Origin of the sequence: Microcoleus sp. B9-D4, from assembly GCF_036705105.1 — a bacterium.
Lineage (GTDB): Bacteria > Cyanobacteriota > Cyanobacteriia > Cyanobacteriales > Microcoleaceae > Microcoleus.
Genome location: NZ_JAUBTS010000001.1, coordinates 125,010 through 141,174, shown reverse-complemented (window position 1 = coordinate 141,174; position 16,165 = coordinate 125,010). Strand labels below are relative to the sequence as shown.

At 46.1% G+C, this 16,165-nt stretch carries 13 protein-coding genes; 11 read left to right on the top strand and 2 right to left on the bottom strand.

Going from position 1 to position 16,165, the window contains the following annotated elements:
- The first annotated feature begins 112 nt into the window (after positions 1–112).
- The 7 genes from nrdR to QUB24_RS00525 all read left to right on the top strand — a co-directional run bounded on the left by nrdR (position 113) and on the right by QUB24_RS00525 (position 10,693).
- Positions 113–670: a transcriptional regulator NrdR gene (gene nrdR / locus QUB24_RS00555; RefSeq protein ID WP_333149893.1), complete on the top strand. Its 558-nt coding sequence runs from the start codon at positions 113–115 to the stop codon at positions 668–670.
- Positions 671–1,412: 742 nt separating this feature from the next.
- Entirely contained in the window at positions 1,413–1,565 is a 153-nt protein-coding gene (locus tag QUB24_RS00550; RefSeq protein ID WP_333149600.1) for a hypothetical protein, read from the top strand.
- A 109-nt stretch (positions 1,566–1,674) separates the two neighbouring features.
- Positions 1,675–2,769, top strand: coding sequence for a 30S ribosomal protein S1 (locus tag QUB24_RS00545; protein ID WP_333149598.1), 1,095 nt, complete (start codon positions 1,675–1,677; stop codon positions 2,767–2,769).
- Between the two features lie 373 nt (positions 2,770–3,142).
- Positions 3,143–4,744 carry an adenylate/guanylate cyclase domain-containing protein gene (locus QUB24_RS00540; protein WP_333149596.1) on the top strand — a complete coding sequence of 534 codons (1,602 nt, stop codon included), beginning with the start codon at positions 3,143–3,145 and terminating at the stop codon, positions 4,742–4,744.
- 237 nt (positions 4,745–4,981) lie between these two features.
- Positions 4,982–9,196, top strand: a complete 4,215-nt coding sequence (locus QUB24_RS00535; protein ID WP_333149588.1) for a chemotaxis protein CheB — start codon at positions 4,982–4,984, stop codon at positions 9,194–9,196.
- Positions 9,197–9,570: 374 nt separating this feature from the next.
- A complete protein-coding gene (locus QUB24_RS00530) occupies positions 9,571–9,753 on the top strand; it encodes a DUF559 domain-containing protein (RefSeq protein ID WP_333149585.1) in 183 nt (60 codons plus the stop codon).
- Between the two features lie 199 nt (positions 9,754–9,952).
- On the top strand, positions 9,953–10,693 hold the full coding sequence (locus tag QUB24_RS00525) for an HAD family hydrolase (RefSeq protein ID WP_333149583.1): 741 nt from the start codon (positions 9,953–9,955) through the stop codon (positions 10,691–10,693).
- A gap of 341 nt (positions 10,694–11,034) precedes the next feature.
- Here QUB24_RS00525 and QUB24_RS00520 read toward each other — a convergent pair whose 3' ends face one another.
- Together QUB24_RS00520 and tsaD are read right to left on the bottom strand one after the other, a co-directional pair.
- The gene (locus QUB24_RS00520; RefSeq protein WP_333149581.1) at positions 11,035–11,526 is read right to left on the bottom strand and encodes an N-acetyltransferase family protein; all 492 of its coding nucleotides are present in this window, start codon (positions 11,524–11,526) and stop codon (positions 11,035–11,037) included.
- Positions 11,527–11,691: 165 nt separating this feature from the next.
- Positions 11,692–12,768 carry a tRNA (adenosine(37)-N6)-threonylcarbamoyltransferase complex transferase subunit TsaD gene (gene tsaD, locus QUB24_RS00515; protein ID WP_333149578.1) on the bottom strand — a complete coding sequence of 359 codons (1,077 nt, stop codon included), beginning with the start codon at positions 12,766–12,768 and terminating at the stop codon, positions 11,692–11,694.
- Positions 12,769–13,098: 330 nt separating this feature from the next.
- Here tsaD and QUB24_RS00510 point away from each other — a divergent pair, with 330 nt between their 5' ends.
- From QUB24_RS00510 to ilvN, 4 genes are all read left to right on the top strand, one after another.
- Entirely contained in the window at positions 13,099–13,587 is a 489-nt protein-coding gene (locus tag QUB24_RS00510; RefSeq protein WP_333037176.1) for a Photosystem I reaction center subunit III, read from the top strand.
- Between the two features lie 118 nt (positions 13,588–13,705).
- Positions 13,706–13,834 carry a photosystem I reaction center subunit IX gene (psaJ, locus tag QUB24_RS00505; protein WP_333037175.1) on the top strand — a complete coding sequence of 43 codons (129 nt, stop codon included), beginning with the start codon at positions 13,706–13,708 and terminating at the stop codon, positions 13,832–13,834.
- Between the two features lie 252 nt (positions 13,835–14,086).
- A complete protein-coding gene (locus tag QUB24_RS00500) occupies positions 14,087–14,899 on the top strand; it encodes a carbon-nitrogen hydrolase family protein (RefSeq protein ID WP_333149575.1) in 813 nt (270 codons plus the stop codon).
- A 716-nt stretch (positions 14,900–15,615) separates the two neighbouring features.
- Positions 15,616–16,134, top strand: coding sequence for an acetolactate synthase small subunit (gene ilvN, locus QUB24_RS00495; RefSeq protein ID WP_332945237.1), 519 nt, complete (start codon positions 15,616–15,618; stop codon positions 16,132–16,134).
- Positions 16,135–16,165: the final 31 nt, after the last annotated feature.

The following is a 16,165-nucleotide window of genomic DNA, read 5'->3' as shown; positions in this document are numbered from 1 at the left end:
GGACTCTTTCACCGCTGTGTGCTAAGTGATTTTTCTAGTCCAGCCATTCATCAGACCCCAGGGGGTTAGATGAATGGCAATTTGCTGGCAATGCCTGTTAAAATCAGCAATCATGCGCTGTTCCTCCTGCCAACACACAAATAGCCGCGTTCTAGAATCGCGTTCAGCCGAATCAGGTCAAAGCATCCGTCGGCGGCGCGAGTGTTTGAGCTGCCAGCACCGCTTCACAACTTACGAACGCATAGAATTTGTGCCGATTACGGTGATCAAGCGGGACGGCAAACGCGAATCTTTTGACAGGTCAAAATTAGTTCGGGGATTGATTCGGGCCTGCGAAAAAACCGGTTTGTCTTCCGGGCATCTCGAAACTCTGGCCGAAGAAATCGAGGCCCAACTCCAAGGTCGATCGCTCCGAGAAATCGCCAGTTCAGAAATAGGGGAACTGGTGCTGTTGCACCTGCGACCGCTCAGCGAAGTCGCTTATGTCCGTTTTGCCTCGGTATATCGGCAATTTCGAGGCATCCGAGATTTTGTAGATACCCTAAATCACCTTCAGAATCCCCTCAACGAAGCTGAGGATACAGAAACTGGGACAAATTTTGACGCAGATTTGCCGGATTCGGAATCAGTCGATCGAGAAAGTCCAGCATCCTGCGCTAGTCCCAGCTAAGCTCGCTTAAATTAATTTATAGAAATCTTCTGGGAGAGTGAAAACCGTGTCGCGAGGAAGGGCGGGAGGAATAGCGACTCAAGGGACTCTCATTCGAGCGAGTGTTCTTTTTTCTCAGTAAGAGTGCTGGGTGTGATATGATCGTCATCGGTCTAAAATAGAGTATAACTAGACAACGTAAAAACTTAACTGGATTAGTTGAGTGCGTAGTCACACCTAACGGTGTTGCAGTTTAGGAAAGCTCGCATTTGAACAAAACCTAACTAAAGCTCGGTGACTAATTAAATACGGTAGGACATACCGAAATTTACGCTTCTGGAGAAACCGACCTCTACTTAGACTGGAGTAATCCTGTCGCCAGCAAGTCGGCTCGTTGAGTCAGTAACCCCGGTCTAAAGACACGGGGCTTGTAAGAGAAATCTGGCAAGCCATACTGACCAGACTAAGGCTTAATTGCCTACGTTTTGAGAGTCACGACACCCTGTGGATGCGTAGCTAGTCCCCTGCTCTGTCATCTGCAATTAAACAGTTCTAAGGTCACTGGAACAGTGTTGCAGGTCTAACAAGCTCTCGAAACATTGTCGAAGCTAACATTACCCCATTCATGGGAGGCACAACCCGTGCAAAATACTATGCGTACAGGGCTCTTAAGTTTGAGGCGGTAATTGTCCCGTTGAAAGTGCAACACAAAAGCACACCGAGCCAACCAGTCCCAAGGCGGTAGTAAATCAAAAATGTAAAGATGAAGAATCTCAGTTTATTTATACCTGAGAGTGTCAAAATAGTCTACTTGACTCGGAATGTTAAGATTCAACGTTTTAACACAGAGTATGGAGTAACAGTAATGGCAAGCGCTGGTGTGCAGTTGCACCCGGCAAAAGTTAGCAAAAACTGACTTTAGTAAAAGATTTTGAAAAAAGTTAATCGCTTTTTCACCAAAATCTCGAATATCTGCCGGCACAAACGAAAAACATGAAGGAGAGAAATCCTAGGAAACTATTCGCATGGTCAATCTCAAAACCACAGTCAAAGACATCGGCTTTACTCACGAAGATTTTGCAGCCCTACTTGATAAATATGACTATCACTTTAGCCCGGGCGATGTAGTAGCGGGTACAGTTTTTAGTATAGAACCGAGGGGCGCTCTGATTGATATCGGTGCTAAAACAGCAGCGTACATTCCCATTCAGGAAATGTCGATCAATCGAGTCGAAAGCCCTGAAGAGGTATTGCAATCAAACGAAACCAGAGAATTTTTCATTTTAACCGATGAAAATGAAGACGGACAATTAACCCTGTCCATCCGGCGCATCGAATATATGCGGGCGTGGGAAAGAGTGCGACAACTGCAAGCAGAAGATGCCACAGTACGATCGCAAGTATTTGCCACTAACCGCGGCGGCGCACTCGTGAGAATAGAAGGCTTGCGAGGCTTTATTCCCGGTTCTCACATCAGTACCCGCAAACCGAAGGAAGAATTAGTCGCCGAAGAATTACCATTAAAATTCTTAGAGGTAGACGAAGACCGCAACCGCCTAGTGTTGAGTCATCGTCGCGCCTTAGTTGAGCGCAAGATGAACCGCCTCGAAGTCGGGGAAGTCGTCATCGGTACAGTACGCGGTATCAAGCCTTACGGTGCCTTTATCGATATCGGCGGCGTCAGCGGCTTGCTGCACATCTCGGAAATTTCACACGATCACATCGATACGCCTCATAGCGTTTTCAATGTCAACGACGAAGTGAAAGTGATGATCATTGACTTGGATGCTGAGAGGGGCCGGATTTCTCTCTCCACCAAGCAGTTGGAACCGGAACCGGGCGCGATGGTCAAAAATCGCGAATTGGTATACGAAAAAGCTGAGGAAATGGCAGCTAAGTTCCGGGAGAAAATGCTCGCTCAAAAGCAAGCTAAAGCAGGCATAGACATTCCTGTAGACTCAACTGATGCTGATGATGAGCTCTCCGACGAAATACTCGAAGATGTACCCTCAGCAATGGAAGAGGATCTGCCGGAAGTAGCACCCGAAGTAGCACCCGAAGCAGCACCCGAAGCAGTATTAGATGTAGAGGAAGAAATCCCTCCTGCGACGGAAGAATAGCATCGCAGTTAGTGTGATTAAAAGAGGGAAAATTCCCTCTTTTTTTTTGCCTTAAACGTCCCAATTACAAATCATTAATTACCAATTAATATCAAGTCTGAAAAGTACGCGCGCATTTGTAGGGAAACGGAATTGCCCATAGGTGTCAACTTAACGTTAAACCCATAGTCCGGCAAGGGTTTTAACCCCTGGCGGACTGACGGGATGACTAACGAACTTGGCGAGCTAACAGCTTAAGTTGACACCTATGGGCATTGCTGTCTCCCTACTTAGTGGTTGACAATTAGCAATTACCAATTAGCAATTACCAATTACCAACAATTTAATATGTTCCTGCAGGCAGATGCAGCGATCGCACTTTGAATTAAAAAAAGTGACAGCGCGATCGATCTGCCTAAATAAACCTAGCCTTTACGCTGCTAATTTGTTAAGATTTACAAACATCAGGGACATCCGCACAAGTGCAAACTCATCAGCATTCTCAGGCAAAAACAAACTAGACAAGCAAATTACACAAAATAATACTTATAAATTTCTTGCCCTGACGCTCAAAGGCAAGTGGATTATGAACATCGAACTATTAAAAGAAAAATTAGAACAGCTAAAAAAACGTCCCAATTGTAGCAAAGGAACGATCGACCAAATCGAAAACTGGTTAACCGGCTCCCACATTTTGCAGAGATTGAGAATTAATCCTTACTACGTAGCAGGCAATATAGTCAAGAATGTTAAAAAAATTACTTCCGAATTTCTGCACGGAGTAAAAGCCGGCGCCTTCGACTTGCACTGGGATATTCACTGCCCCCACTGCAACATGATTACAGAAGAATTTAAGGATTTGGCAGACACATCAGAAATGTCTTTTTGCCCGATGTGCGAGCGCGAGTTTAAAATTGATTTGCTCGATCGTGTCGAAGTTACTTTTTCCCTGAACAAAGAAATCGAAGACCCGCAACTGCGGCCCGTCTGCGCTCCCCCTCCCGTACTCCAGAGCAAACTGCAACTGGTAACGCCTTTATACTGCACCGAATCCGAGATAGTTAGCTTAGAAAAAGGTCGATATCGCTACTGCTGTCCCCTGACTTTAGCTAAAGGGATTTTAAAGGTTGAAGGCGAAGAAACAGAAGAGATACAAGAAATTAAACTGCTGCAGTTGGCCGGCCCAGATTTCGATAAAAAAGAGCTTGCCGTGCGTCCGGGAAAACTCAAGATAGAATTAACTAATAGCGAACACAATTTGTCGGGGCTGATTTTGCATTCAGATGAATTGCCCGATGAATTGACAGTAGAACAACTGCCCCTGCGACTATCAGGAATGCAACTGCTTCATCACCCGGATTATAAGCGTTTGTTCGGCGATCAAGTAATATCGGAAAGAGAGCGAGTCAAGATTCGGGCGATTACTATTATGTTTACTGATATTACCGGTTCTACCAGAATGTACGAAACACTGGGAGATACCAAAGCTTACAATATTGTGCGCGATCATTTTGAAATTTTCTTTGAGTCGATCGAGAAATTTGGCGGTAAAGTCATTAAAACCATCGGCGATGCCGTCATGGCTTCTTTTATCAGCAACGAACAAGCAATTATGGCTGCCGCTGGTGCTGTAGCCTGTTTGAGAGAGTATAACTCAACTCGCCAACCACAAGAGTGGATTCAAGTCAGGATTGGCATTCACCGAGGTACGGCTTTGCTGGTAAATCTTAATAATTCGATCGACTATTTTGGCTCGACAGTCAACAAAGCCGCCCGCATTCAAAATCTTTCTAAAAGTGACGAAGTTTCGTTTTCCGAAGATGTCTACAGCGATGCAGCATTTTTAACAGCATTAAAAGCTGCTGGAGTCTCCGAAATTCAAAAACGAGTTGAAGATTTAAAAGGAATACAAGGCGCACAAGTCGCTTTTACTGCTAGAATTAATACTGAATCAGTAATCCCGCTGTCTGCTACACTTGTCGCTGAAAAAAGCTAAATACAAAAGCTGATATACTACTTGGTTATTGCCAGCCTCTTGTTGTGATCGTCGCAACAGCATACAGAATTGTTCGAGAGCGCTCAGCTCATGGCTCCCACAGTGTAGCTCATGCTTAAGGGATCTTCATAATGCCGATAACTTAAGTAGGCTCTTATACAAATAGTCCGAATTACTTAGCCACACGCTTACCAAATATGTTGGCTCCTAAATAACTGAAGTCGAGGACTTCACATCATGACTTCTCCTCAATTATCTCCAGAAAATACACCCCAATCGATCGCACCAGCCGCCCTCGACAGCGAACAATTAACCGAAACCGATGCCCCGTTTCCCATTGTTGGGATTGCCGCCTCAGCAGGAGGTTTGGAAGCATTCACGCAGTTACTGAGCCATTTACCGGTTGATACGGGTATGGCGTTTGTGCTGATTCAGCATTTAGACCCCAATCACAAAAGTCTGCTGAGCGAGATTCTCGCGAGAACAACGCAAATGCCTGTTAATGAGGTAGAAGACGGCGTAGCTGTAGAGCCCAATCAAGTCTACGTTATTCCGCCCAACACCAAGATGGTGCTATGTAAAGGCGCGCTGCAACTATCACCCCGCGAGAAGATTTATGGCAAATATATGCCGGGAGATGCGTTTTTTACCTCATTGGCGATCGATCGGGGGCACAAAGCAATCGCCGTAGTTTTATCCGGGGGAGACGGAGACGGTTCACTCGGGCTCAAGGCAATCAAAGCAGCCGGAGGCATGACTTTTGCTCAATGTCAAGGCACAGCAAAATTCGATAGTATGCCGAATACCGCTGTTGCCACAGGCAATGTCGATTTCGTTATGCCACCGGAAAAAATTGCCGAGGAACTGGCAAACTATAGTCGCAGTCCGCTTCTCACTGGCCCGCTTCCCCTGACAAAAGTTGAGGAATCGCCCGAACAGGGAGACGCCCTGGCAACTATTTTTGCGCTGCTGAAATCCACCACAGGCGTTGATTTTAGCCACTACAAACCCACCACGATCGCTCGACGCATCCAGCGACGGATGGTGTTGTACAAGCTGGAAAGCTTGGATGATTACGCCCAACATCTTCGACACAATTCGGCTGAAATCACAGCTTTGTATGAAGAAATCCTGATCCACGTTACCAGTTTCTTCCGTGACGCCGAAGCCTTTGAAAAGTTAAAAGAACTGGTTTTCCCCACGATTACCCAAAATAAATCGGCCGAAATTCCGATTCGGATTTGGGTGGCGGGATGTTCGACAGGTGAAGAAGTTTATTCGATCGCCATTTGCTTGTTAGAGTTTTTGGGCGATCAAACCATCCAGCCACCGATCCAGATTTTTGCCACAGACATTGGCGAACAGGCGATCAATAAAGCGAGGTCTGGCGTCTATTCAGAAAACCAGATGGTAGATGTTTCACTAGAACGACGTACTCGCTTCTTTATTGCCGAAGCAAGAGGTAGCTATAGAATCAGCAAGGCAGTCCGCGATCTTTGTGTATTTGCCAGACAAGACTTAGGCAGCGATCCACCTTTTTCCAATCTCGATTTAGTTAGCTGTCGCAATGTGCTGATCTACTTGGGAGAGTCATTGCAAAAAAAAGTGATGCCCATTTTCCATTACAGTCTTAAGCCAACGGGCTTTCTCCTGTTAGGTACTTCTGAGAGTACCGGAGAATTTTCCTACTTGTTTACTTCAGTGGATAAAAAGTCTAAAATTTATGCCAAAAAGTTGACTGGGACTCGTCCCAATTTTTCGTTTACGCGGAGTTCCTATCCGGTAGCTAAATCACGTGAACGGCAGGAAGTCAAGGACAATTTTACGAATAGCTTGGATTTACAACAAGAAACTGACCAACTGATTTTAAATCGATATGCCCCACCCAGTGTGGTTGTCAACGAGCAGATGAAAATCCTGCAAGTGCGGGGAGACATCGATCTTTACTTGAGAGTGGTAGCCGGAACGCCCGACTTAAACTTGCTGGCAATGGCAAGGGCAGGCTTGCTGGTTGAGCTTCGCACCGCGATTTATCAGGCACAAACGGAGAACGTAACCATTAGGAAAGAAAGGGTATTGCTTGAATCGGGCGGACGATCGAGTATCGTCAATTTTGAGGTGATTCCGTTCCAGCCACCGGCGGTCGAAGGACGCTACTTTTTGGTGGTATTTGAAGAGGCTGCACCCCCCGTGCTTAACTTCAGCACTCTCCCTTCTGAAAGCTTCGAGCAAGCTGATTTAGTGCGCGAAATTGAGCTGCTGAGCCAGCAAGTTGCAGCGGCTAACCAAGAAAAAATTGCGGCTCAAGCCCAACTGCAAGCGGTGATCCAGGATCAGGAAATTCTCAACCAAGACCTCAAAATTGCCAACGAAGAAATCCTATCGAGCAACGAGGAGTTGCAAAGCACCAATGAGGAGTTAGAAACTGCCAAAGAAGAAATTCAAGCTACTAACGAGGAACTCACCACAACTAATGATGAACTTCGCAGCCGCAATATTGAACAAAGCCTGGTCAATAACGATCTGATAAATTTGCTTTCCAGTATCAATATCCCTATCTTAATGCTGACAAACGATTTACAGATTCGACGCTTTACGCCAACGGCACAGCAAATTTTTAGTGTGATTCCTACAGATGTTGGACGACCCTTTAGCGACATTCGCTCAACTCTGAACGTTCCTAACTTGGAACAGATGATTTTGGAGGTGATTGATACTCTCCAGACGAAAGAACAAGAAGTTCAAACTTTATCAGGATATTGGTACAACCTCCGCATTCGTCCTTACCGGACAACGGAAAACCAGATTGACGGTGTGGTGATGGTTTTGCTCGATATTGATGCTCTTAAACGCAGTGCCAAAACCTTGGAGGAGGCCCGAAATTATGCTGAAACCATTGTGGAAACTGTGCAAACGCCTTTAGTCGTCCTAGATGCTGATTTCCGAGTCAATAAAGCAAATCGCTCGTTCTATGAAATGTTTCAGGTTTCACCGTCAGAAACAGCAACCTCTTCGCTATTTGAGCTAGGCAACGGGCAGTGGAATATCCCCCAAGTGCGATGGATTCTGGAAGATATTCTGGTTAGTGATGTTCAGCTTGAAAACTTTGAGTTGGATCACCTGTTTGATAAGATCGGGCCCAAAACCATGCTGCTGAATGCTTGTAAACTTGAACGAGAAGACCAAGCTTTAATGATTCTGTTGTCGATCGAGGATATCACGCAGCGCAAGCAGTTGGAGACAGTACGATCGCAGTTATTACTGCAGGAACAGTTTGCCCGCCACGAGGCAGAAGCAGCCAACCGTAGTAAAGATGAATTTCTCGCGAATCTCTCCCACGAATTACGCAATCCTTTGACTCCGATCCTGGGCTGGTCACAAATTCTGCGTTCCGGCAAACTGAAGGAACCAGCCGTTACTAAGGCTTTAGAGGTGATCGAGCGCAGCGCGAGGGCACAATCTCAGTTAATCGAAGATATCCTGGATATTTCCCGGATTACGAGTGGCAAGCTTCAACTGTGCATTGGTCCGATCGATCTGCGGTTAGTGGTGCAAGCTGCGCTGGAGGGGGTTCAATTATCAGCCGAGGCAAAAAACATTCAAATTGTTTCGCAGTTGATTTCTACGAGTGTTTTAGGGGATATCAATCGCTTGCAGCAAGTTGTGTGGAATCTTCTGTCTAACTCGATTAAGTTTACTCCGGCGGGGGGACGAGTGGAAATCATGCTATCGACGATCGAGGATCATGCTCAACTTCGAGTCAGCGATACGGGAAAAGGCATTGGGGCACAATTTTTGCCGTATATTTTCGATCGTTTCCATCAAGGCGATTCCAGCAGCGTTAAGGCGAATCAAGGGCTGGGATTGGGTTTATCGATAGTGCGTCACTTGGTTGAATTGCACGGGGGAACGGTGCAAGCCGAAAGTCCGGGTGAGGAACAAGGAACTACAATGACTGTGAGATTGCCGTTGCGATCGCTGCCTGCTGAGTTGACAGCGGCGATCGATTTAAAGTCAACTGCTTTGGTAGGGCCTTTAAACGCCTCTAGCGATCGCGTCCCCTCTCTAGAAGGCTTGCACATCTTAGCCGTAGACGATCAGATCGATACCCGCGACTTCTTACAATTTGTGCTTGAAGGCTACGGGGCGGAGGTTTTGGCAGTTGGATCTGCCAGAAGTGCGATCGCTGCTTTGACTGAAAATCCGGGCCGATATGACGTGCTCATCTCCGATATCGGAATGCCAGAGGAAGATGGGTATTTCTTAATTCGAGAAGTGCGAGCTCTTGCTGCGGAAGCCGGAGGAGAAATCCCCGCCGCGGCGCTGACTGCCTATGCAGGCGATAAAGAACGCGAAAGGGCGATCGAAGCTGGTTTTCAAAGACATATTACCAAACCTGTGCAGCCCATTCAACTAGCATTAATGGTTGCCAATTTAGCAGGACGATTTTAAATATTTTGGAGTTTTGATTTATGATGTTTGAGATTAGATTAGGCAGTTAAACTCTTGTCCCCCGGAGATCCCCCTAAATCCCCCTTAAGAAGGGGAGTAGGGGTTGACTTTGAGTGCTTCATGTCCCCCCCTTCTTAAGGGGGGTTAGGGGGGATCTATCCGAGATTAGGAGGATGATGACCAAATTAAACGACTCGAATTTCCACCTACCTTACAACCCAAAACTCATCCCTATCGCCAAGGAACTTCGGAAAAATCTAACTCCAGCCGAAAAGAAACTTTGGGAAGATTTTCTGAGAAATTTCCCTTTTAGAGTTTTGAGACAGTGACCGATCGACAATTTTATTGTAGATTTTTATTGTGCTGCTTTAAGATTGGTAATTGAGGTTGATGGCGAGAGTCATTTTACTGAACAGGGGAAACAATATGATGCGGAAAGAACAAGGATTTTCGAGGGGTATGGACTGCAAGTTGTCAGGTTTACGAATGTTGATGTGTTGCAGTGTTTTGAGGGAGTTTGTCAGGAGTTGTTGGGTGCGTGCGATCGTCATTCTTAGGGCCAGACATCCCCTAAGCTTCCTTAATAAGGGGGGGACAAGAGTACGATCGATCTCGTAATAGTTAAGGCCAGATCCCCCCTAGCCCCCCTTAATAAGGGGGGGACAAGAGAATTATGTTGCGCTAAAAACAATTGCCAAAAATAGCGCAATATGGGAAGATAGAAAAAAAAATATAAAAATTACGGAGTTCAGATTCTTGGTAACTATTAAATGTCGGGGCATTACCTTCTCGAATATCCAAGCCGTAATCTTTGACAAAGACGGCACTCTAGAGGATTCTCAAGAATTTTTGAGATTGTTGGGGATGAAGCGATCCCGCCTCGCAGACGCTCAAATTCCGGGGGTTGGAGAGCCTTTACAAATGGCTTTCGGTATCGAAACCGATAGCATTGACCCCACGGGTTTGCTAGCAGTCGGTAGTCGCAGGGAAAATGAGATTGTTGCAGCGGGATACATCGCCGAAACCGGCAGGGGATGGCTGGAATCTTTAACGATTGCGCGTCGCGCTTTTGACGAAGCTGACGAAATGTTTAAAAATAGTGCTGTTTCTCCTTTATTTGTCGGCAGTTTGGAAGTGCTGAAATATCTTTCGGAATCGGGTTTAAAACTGGGAATTCTTTCGGCTGCTACAACAGAATCGGTGCAAAAATTTGTGAAACACCACGCATTAGCCGAGTGGATTCAGTTAGAAATGGGAGTGGATTCAACGCTTCATAAACCTGATCCGAAATTGTTTTTGCAAGCTTGTGAGAAACTCGGAGTAAATCCGGCAGCAACTTTGATGGTGGGAGATTCAGCGGGCGATATTCAGATGGGTAAAAATGCGGGCGCTGCTGGCTGTATCGGGATTTGTTGGGGAAAAGCCCAGGTTAGTCATTTGGAAAATGCTGATGTGGCGATCGCATCTTTGGATGAAATTACAATTTTACCAGATTGAGCCAGGGAAACGGCATTGCCGTTTCCTCCAAATTAGGACACGGCATTGCCGTTTCCCTACAAATCAAGACAAGGTGTTGCCGTTTCCTCCAAATTAGGACACGGCAATGCCCATTGGTGACAACTTAACGTACAACCGATACTCCGGCAGGGGTTGAAACCCCTGCCTCAAAGCGAAAGTCCTCTTAAGAGGACTGAGAAGAAAAATTTAAGATTCATTAGTCCTCTTAAGAGGACTTTCGCTATTAGACAGGGAATTCATTCCCTGGCGGACTGACGGGCGGACGGAAGGATTGGGCGGACTGACAGTTTAAGCTGACACCAATGGGCATTGCCGTTTCCCTACAGACAACGCAAACCCAGAATTACGACATCTCTTTCAAGGCCGTCAAGTTCGGCAACTTGTGGCAGATATCCCCACTGCTGAAAGCCAAATTTCTCAAACAATCTTACACTCGGCTGATTGTGAGCAAAAATTATTCCTATGAGAGTTTTAAGCTTCAATTCTGGACTCCGCACAATTGCCGATTGCAATAAATTTTGTCCGATTCCGCAGCGTTGGCGATCGGGTGCGACGTAGATGCTAACTTCTGCTGTATGCTGATAGGCAGCGCGTCCGTAGAAAATCTGCAAACTCAGCCAGCCAACAATATTTTGTTCTGATTCCATTACCCAAATCGGCCAGGAATTGGAGGAGTGTTCTCTGTACCACGGGAGGCGGCTTTCGACTGAGACTGGTTTTAAATCTGCTGTGGCCATTCTGCCCGGTATTGCTGCGTTATATATTTGAACAATTGCTGGCAAATCGCTTTCTTCTGCGTCGCGGATTTTCATCGTTGGGTTGACTGTTGACTGTTGACTGTTGACTGTTGGCTGTTGACTGTTGACTGTTGGCTGTTGACTGTTGAGTGTTGACTGTTGACTGTTGACTGTTGACTGTTGACTGTTGACTGTTGACTGTTGACTGTTAACTGTTAACTAATGACTAATGACTAATAACTAATGACTCTTCTTGTACAGTTCCATAATATCGCTGACAGCCATCCGCGAATTTGCTCCCAAAGTCAGGGGCGATGTGTGTCCTCGCTGCAAGTGTTCTGCCGCCGCACAGCCGATCATTGCTGCGTTGTCTGTACAATATTTTAATGGCGGAAACAATACCCGCAAGTTGTGTTTTGCTGCTGCTGCTTGTAAGTGTTTTCGGAGTCCGCTGTTTGCTGCAACTCCGCCGCCGACTACAATAGTGGTAAGCCCGAAATTTACGGCGCAGTCGATCGCTCTTTTTGTTAAACCCTTGGCTACTGTTTCCTGAAAGCTAGCCGCAATATCATTAATTGTAGAGGCAGGCAAGATGCCTTCAGCACCCACATTGTTATTTTGTTTCTTGAGTTTCTGCACTAATTGCAAAACTGCGGTTTTCAAGCCGCTAAAACTACTGTCGTAAGGATGGTAGCCGCCACCCGGCAAGGAAATTCTCCCTTCTGGTAGAGGGTATGCTTGGGGATTGCCAAGGGCGGCCAATTTGTCAATCAGCGGCCCGCCCGGATATCCTAGCTGCAACAGTCTCGCGACTTTATCAAAAGCTTCGCCGGCAGCGTCGTCGCGTGTTTGTCCTACAGTTTCATAAACGCCGCAATCTTTGACGTAAATAAAGCTAGTGTGTCCCCCGGAAACTAACAAACACAAAAACGGTGGCTGCAAGTCTGGTTCGGTAAGGTAAGAAGCGTAGATGTGCCCTTCGAGGTGGTGGACGCCTAAAAAAGGTTTTTGATGGACTATTGCCAAGCTTTTCGCCGCTGTCAGCCCGACTAACAATGCACCTACTAAACCGGGGGCACAAGTCGCTGCAATGCCGTCAATTTCTGACCAACTCAGGTTTGCTTCACCGAGACACTGGGCAATTACCTGATTGAGCATTTCTAGGTGACTCCGCGAAGCCACTTCCGGTACTACCCCGCCATACTGCTCGTGGATTTTAATTTGTGATGCTACAACATTGCTGCAAACTTGACGATTCTTAACAATTGCTGCTGCTGTTTCGTCACAACTTGTTTCGATTGCGAAAATGGTTGCCATTAACTGCTAATTTTATTTGATAGGTTAGTTATTGCTAGCTTAACTAATTCGGCGCAAGTCCCCCGCTCTACCTGTACTCAGGTTATTGTTCAGGGATTTTTGCCCGATCGACAGGTAAGACCATCATCGGATGCAATGAAGGAATATCCTCGCGGTATTGCTAGCTCAGCATTGACCTATGAAAACGGGAATCCCTCATTCTATTGGGCTTTGCCACATCAATGATGGATACTTTACACTGTCAACAAACACGGTAATCTGGATTCCAGATCGGCAAGTTGAAATGCTTGTACAAAAACTTATTGTTTTGTAACAAAAGGAAACAATTCCATGCGACGATTGTTTGCTGCAATTTTAGTGTTGAGTGTCTGGATCAGTTTTGCTCCAGTTGCTTCGGCTTACAATTTAGTGCCGTGCAAAGACTCTCCCGAATTTAAGGAACTGGCTAAAAATGCACGTTCTACCAATGGCGACCCGGCATCTGCGAAAGCAAGATTCGATCGCTATTCTCAAGCTATGTGCGGCCCAGAAGGATACCCGCACTTAATCGTAGACGGCAACTTGAGCAAAGCAGGGGACTTTTTGATTCCTAGCATACTGTTCTTGTATATCGCCGGTTGGATTGGTTGGGTGGGCCGTTCTTATCTGCAAGTTACCAAAAAATCAGCAACCCCAGAGGAAAAAGAGATTATTATCGACGTTCCTTTGGCAATCAAATGTATGCTGAGCGGCGTTTTATGGCCTCTGGCAGCTCTCACATCAATCACCAGTGGTGAAATGTTTGCGAAGGACGACGAAATTACTGTTTCCCCCCGCTAAAATTGGGAAATGGAGATGAGCTAATAGCTAACAGTTAAGTGATTAACTAGAAAATAGCAATTAGCCCGCTTACCGATCGGCAATTACTAACTGTCTCGAATTTTCAGGAGCAGAATTCATGCAATACTTTGTCAAGTTTCTTTCGACAGCACCAGTATTGGCTATCCTTTGGATATCTATTCAAGCTGCGGCTTTAATTGAATTTAACCGCTTTTTCCCCGACCTGCTTTTCCATCCAATGCCTTAAGATTTGAGGGAAATTAGGTGGCAAAACCTAGAAGGTAAGAGTTGAGAGTTTTGATTTTTGAATTATGAGTTACAGGTTAATTTAAAGCTCAAATATCAAAACTCTCAAACCATACCCGTTAGTGCTAAACAGCGCATAAATTGGGTAAAATTCAAGGATATCAACTATTTAGTTATCAAATTAGTTACCAATGACTATTGACTAATGACTACTGACTACTGACTACTGACTACTGACTAATATTGTGAATCGATGAAGTCTTATCTCGCCGCAGCAATTCAAATGACTAGCTTGCCTGACCTGCAAAAAAATTTGGTTCAGGCAGAGGAATTAATCGACCTGGCAGTACGTCGGGGTGCGGAATTAGTTTCCTTACCAGAAAATTTCTCGTTTATGGGCGAAGAGGAGGAAAAAATTGCTTCAGCAGAGGCGATCGGGCTCCTGAGCGAAAAATTTATCAAAACTATGGCCCAGCGGTTCCAGGTAACGATTCTGGGCGGCGGATTTCCAGTGCCGACGACCGGGGGGAAGGTATACAATACTTGTTTGCTGGTAGACCAAAACGGCACTGAAGTGGCAAGGTACCAAAAAGTACATTTGTTCGATGTGAATGTGCCAGACGGCATTACTTACAGGGAATCGAACACGGTGAAAGCTGGTGAAGATTTGCCGCCAATTTATGTGTCGCCGGAGTTGGGGACGCTGGGACTTTCCGTGTGCTATGACGTGCGGTTCCCGGAAGTGTACAGGCATTTGTCGTACAAGGGGGCTGATATTTTGTTCGTGCCGGCGGCGTTTACCGCTTACACTGGCAAGGATCACTGGAAGGTTTTGTTGCAAGCTAGGGCGATCGAGAATACTTGTTATATGATTGCCCCTGCACAAACTGGCCGCCACTACGGTCGCCGTCAAACACACGGTCACGCGATGATTATAGATCCTTGGGGTACGGTTTTGGCCGATGCAGGAGAGGAACCGGGTGTGGCAATTGCAGAAATTAATCCCGATCGACTAGAACAAGTCCGCCGCCAGATGCCATCTCTGCAACACCGGGTTTTTCTTTGAAGGAATTTTGAGACCCATTGGGTCTCAAAATTTCAGTCCCCGTCAGCGACAAGACCTGAAAAGTTTTTATTCGATAAAGTAATTGTGTAGGTTCGTACAGACAAAAACTTAGATCATGTGCGTGCGATCGACCAAAATAACGGGGATGTAGCGGGTTTACGCCGATCTGTGACTGATATTGTCCGGGCGTGACTGTGGGCCCCGACAGCTTAATATATTGTTTTTTCCCGGAGAGGAACGGCCAATAACTCGCGATAAAATGTCTAAGGCAGGTTCAATGGGCGTGCACTTCTGCTAAAAGGCGAATTGGCGAAAGTAGAATTGCACGAAATGCGTCTTTTTGGAGAATTGACATCCACCCCGACCGTCGCGGACGGGGATTCCCAAACCTCACGATTTGAATTTCTGCTTCTTCGCAACTGCCTCCACCCTAAAAGAGATTTGGTCTTATGTTCGCTCCACAGACTAACCCCGCAAGCCCTGCGGTTTTTACGTATCGAATACCAAACGGAATTCTTCTCCTGTTTTGATTCTAGGGATGCTTACCATTGCCCTATCCTCTTTTCCCGGTCTACCGATTTTGCTTCGCCGCCAGCACCTCGGGCTGAACTTCGCTCGTATAGGCTGTTTGATCCATCGTCTCGGGTGGGTCGTTGACCAATTATATTGTAATATAAAGCCGTCCTAAAAGGACGAGGTTTCTACCCAATTTTCTGATGAAACACACTCTTTCGGTTTTAGTTGAAGATGAAGCGGGTGTCCTCACTCGAATTGCTGGTTTGTTTGCCCGTCGGGGCTTTAATATTGAAAGTCTCGCCGTTGGCCCGGCGGAGCAAGTGGGAATATCTCGGATTACGATGGTTGTACCGGGAGATGACCAGATTATCGAGCAGTTGACCAAGCAACTGTACAAGTTGATTAACGTGCTTAAAGTTCAGGATATAACGGAAATTCCCTGTGTGGAACGGGAGTTGATGTTGCTGAAAGTTAATGCTGCTAGCGGGACGCGATCGGAGATAATTGAGTTAGCTCAAATTTTTAGAGCGCGAGTGGTGGATATTGGTGATGATACGCTGACATTGGAAGTTGTCGGAGATCCCGGTAAAATGGTGGCGATCGTCCAGGTTCTGAATAGATTTGGGATTAAGGAAATTGCTCGTACTGGAAAAATTGCCCTGACGCGAGAGTCGGGGGTAAATACTGAGTTTCTCAAGTCTTTGGAAGCGAAAGTTTAAGTCATTAGTCATTAGTCATTAGTCATTAGTC

Coding starts and splice junctions, on each gene's coding strand:
- nrdR (WP_333149893.1), top strand. CDS start 113: ATGCGCTGTTCCTCCTGCCAACACACAAATAGCCGCGTTCTAGAATCG.
- QUB24_RS00550 (WP_333149600.1), top strand. CDS start 1,413: ATGAAGAATCTCAGTTTATTTATACCTGAGAGTGTCAAAATAGTCTAC.
- QUB24_RS00545 (WP_333149598.1), top strand. CDS start 1,675: ATGGTCAATCTCAAAACCACAGTCAAAGACATCGGCTTTACTCACGAA.
- QUB24_RS00535 (WP_333149588.1), top strand. CDS start 4,982: ATGACTTCTCCTCAATTATCTCCAGAAAATACACCCCAATCGATCGCA.
- QUB24_RS00520 (WP_333149581.1), bottom strand. CDS start 11,526: ATGAAAATCCGCGACGCAGAAGAAAGCGATTTGCCAGCAATTGTTCAA.
- tsaD (WP_333149578.1), bottom strand. CDS start 12,768: ATGGCAACCATTTTCGCAATCGAAACAAGTTGTGACGAAACAGCAGCA.
- QUB24_RS00510 (WP_333037176.1), top strand. CDS start 13,099: ATGCGACGATTGTTTGCTGCAATTTTAGTGTTGAGTGTCTGGATCAGT.
- psaJ (WP_333037175.1), top strand. CDS start 13,706: ATGCAATACTTTGTCAAGTTTCTTTCGACAGCACCAGTATTGGCTATC.
- QUB24_RS00500 (WP_333149575.1), top strand. CDS start 14,087: ATGAAGTCTTATCTCGCCGCAGCAATTCAAATGACTAGCTTGCCTGAC.
- ilvN (WP_332945237.1), top strand. CDS start 15,616: ATGAAACACACTCTTTCGGTTTTAGTTGAAGATGAAGCGGGTGTCCTC.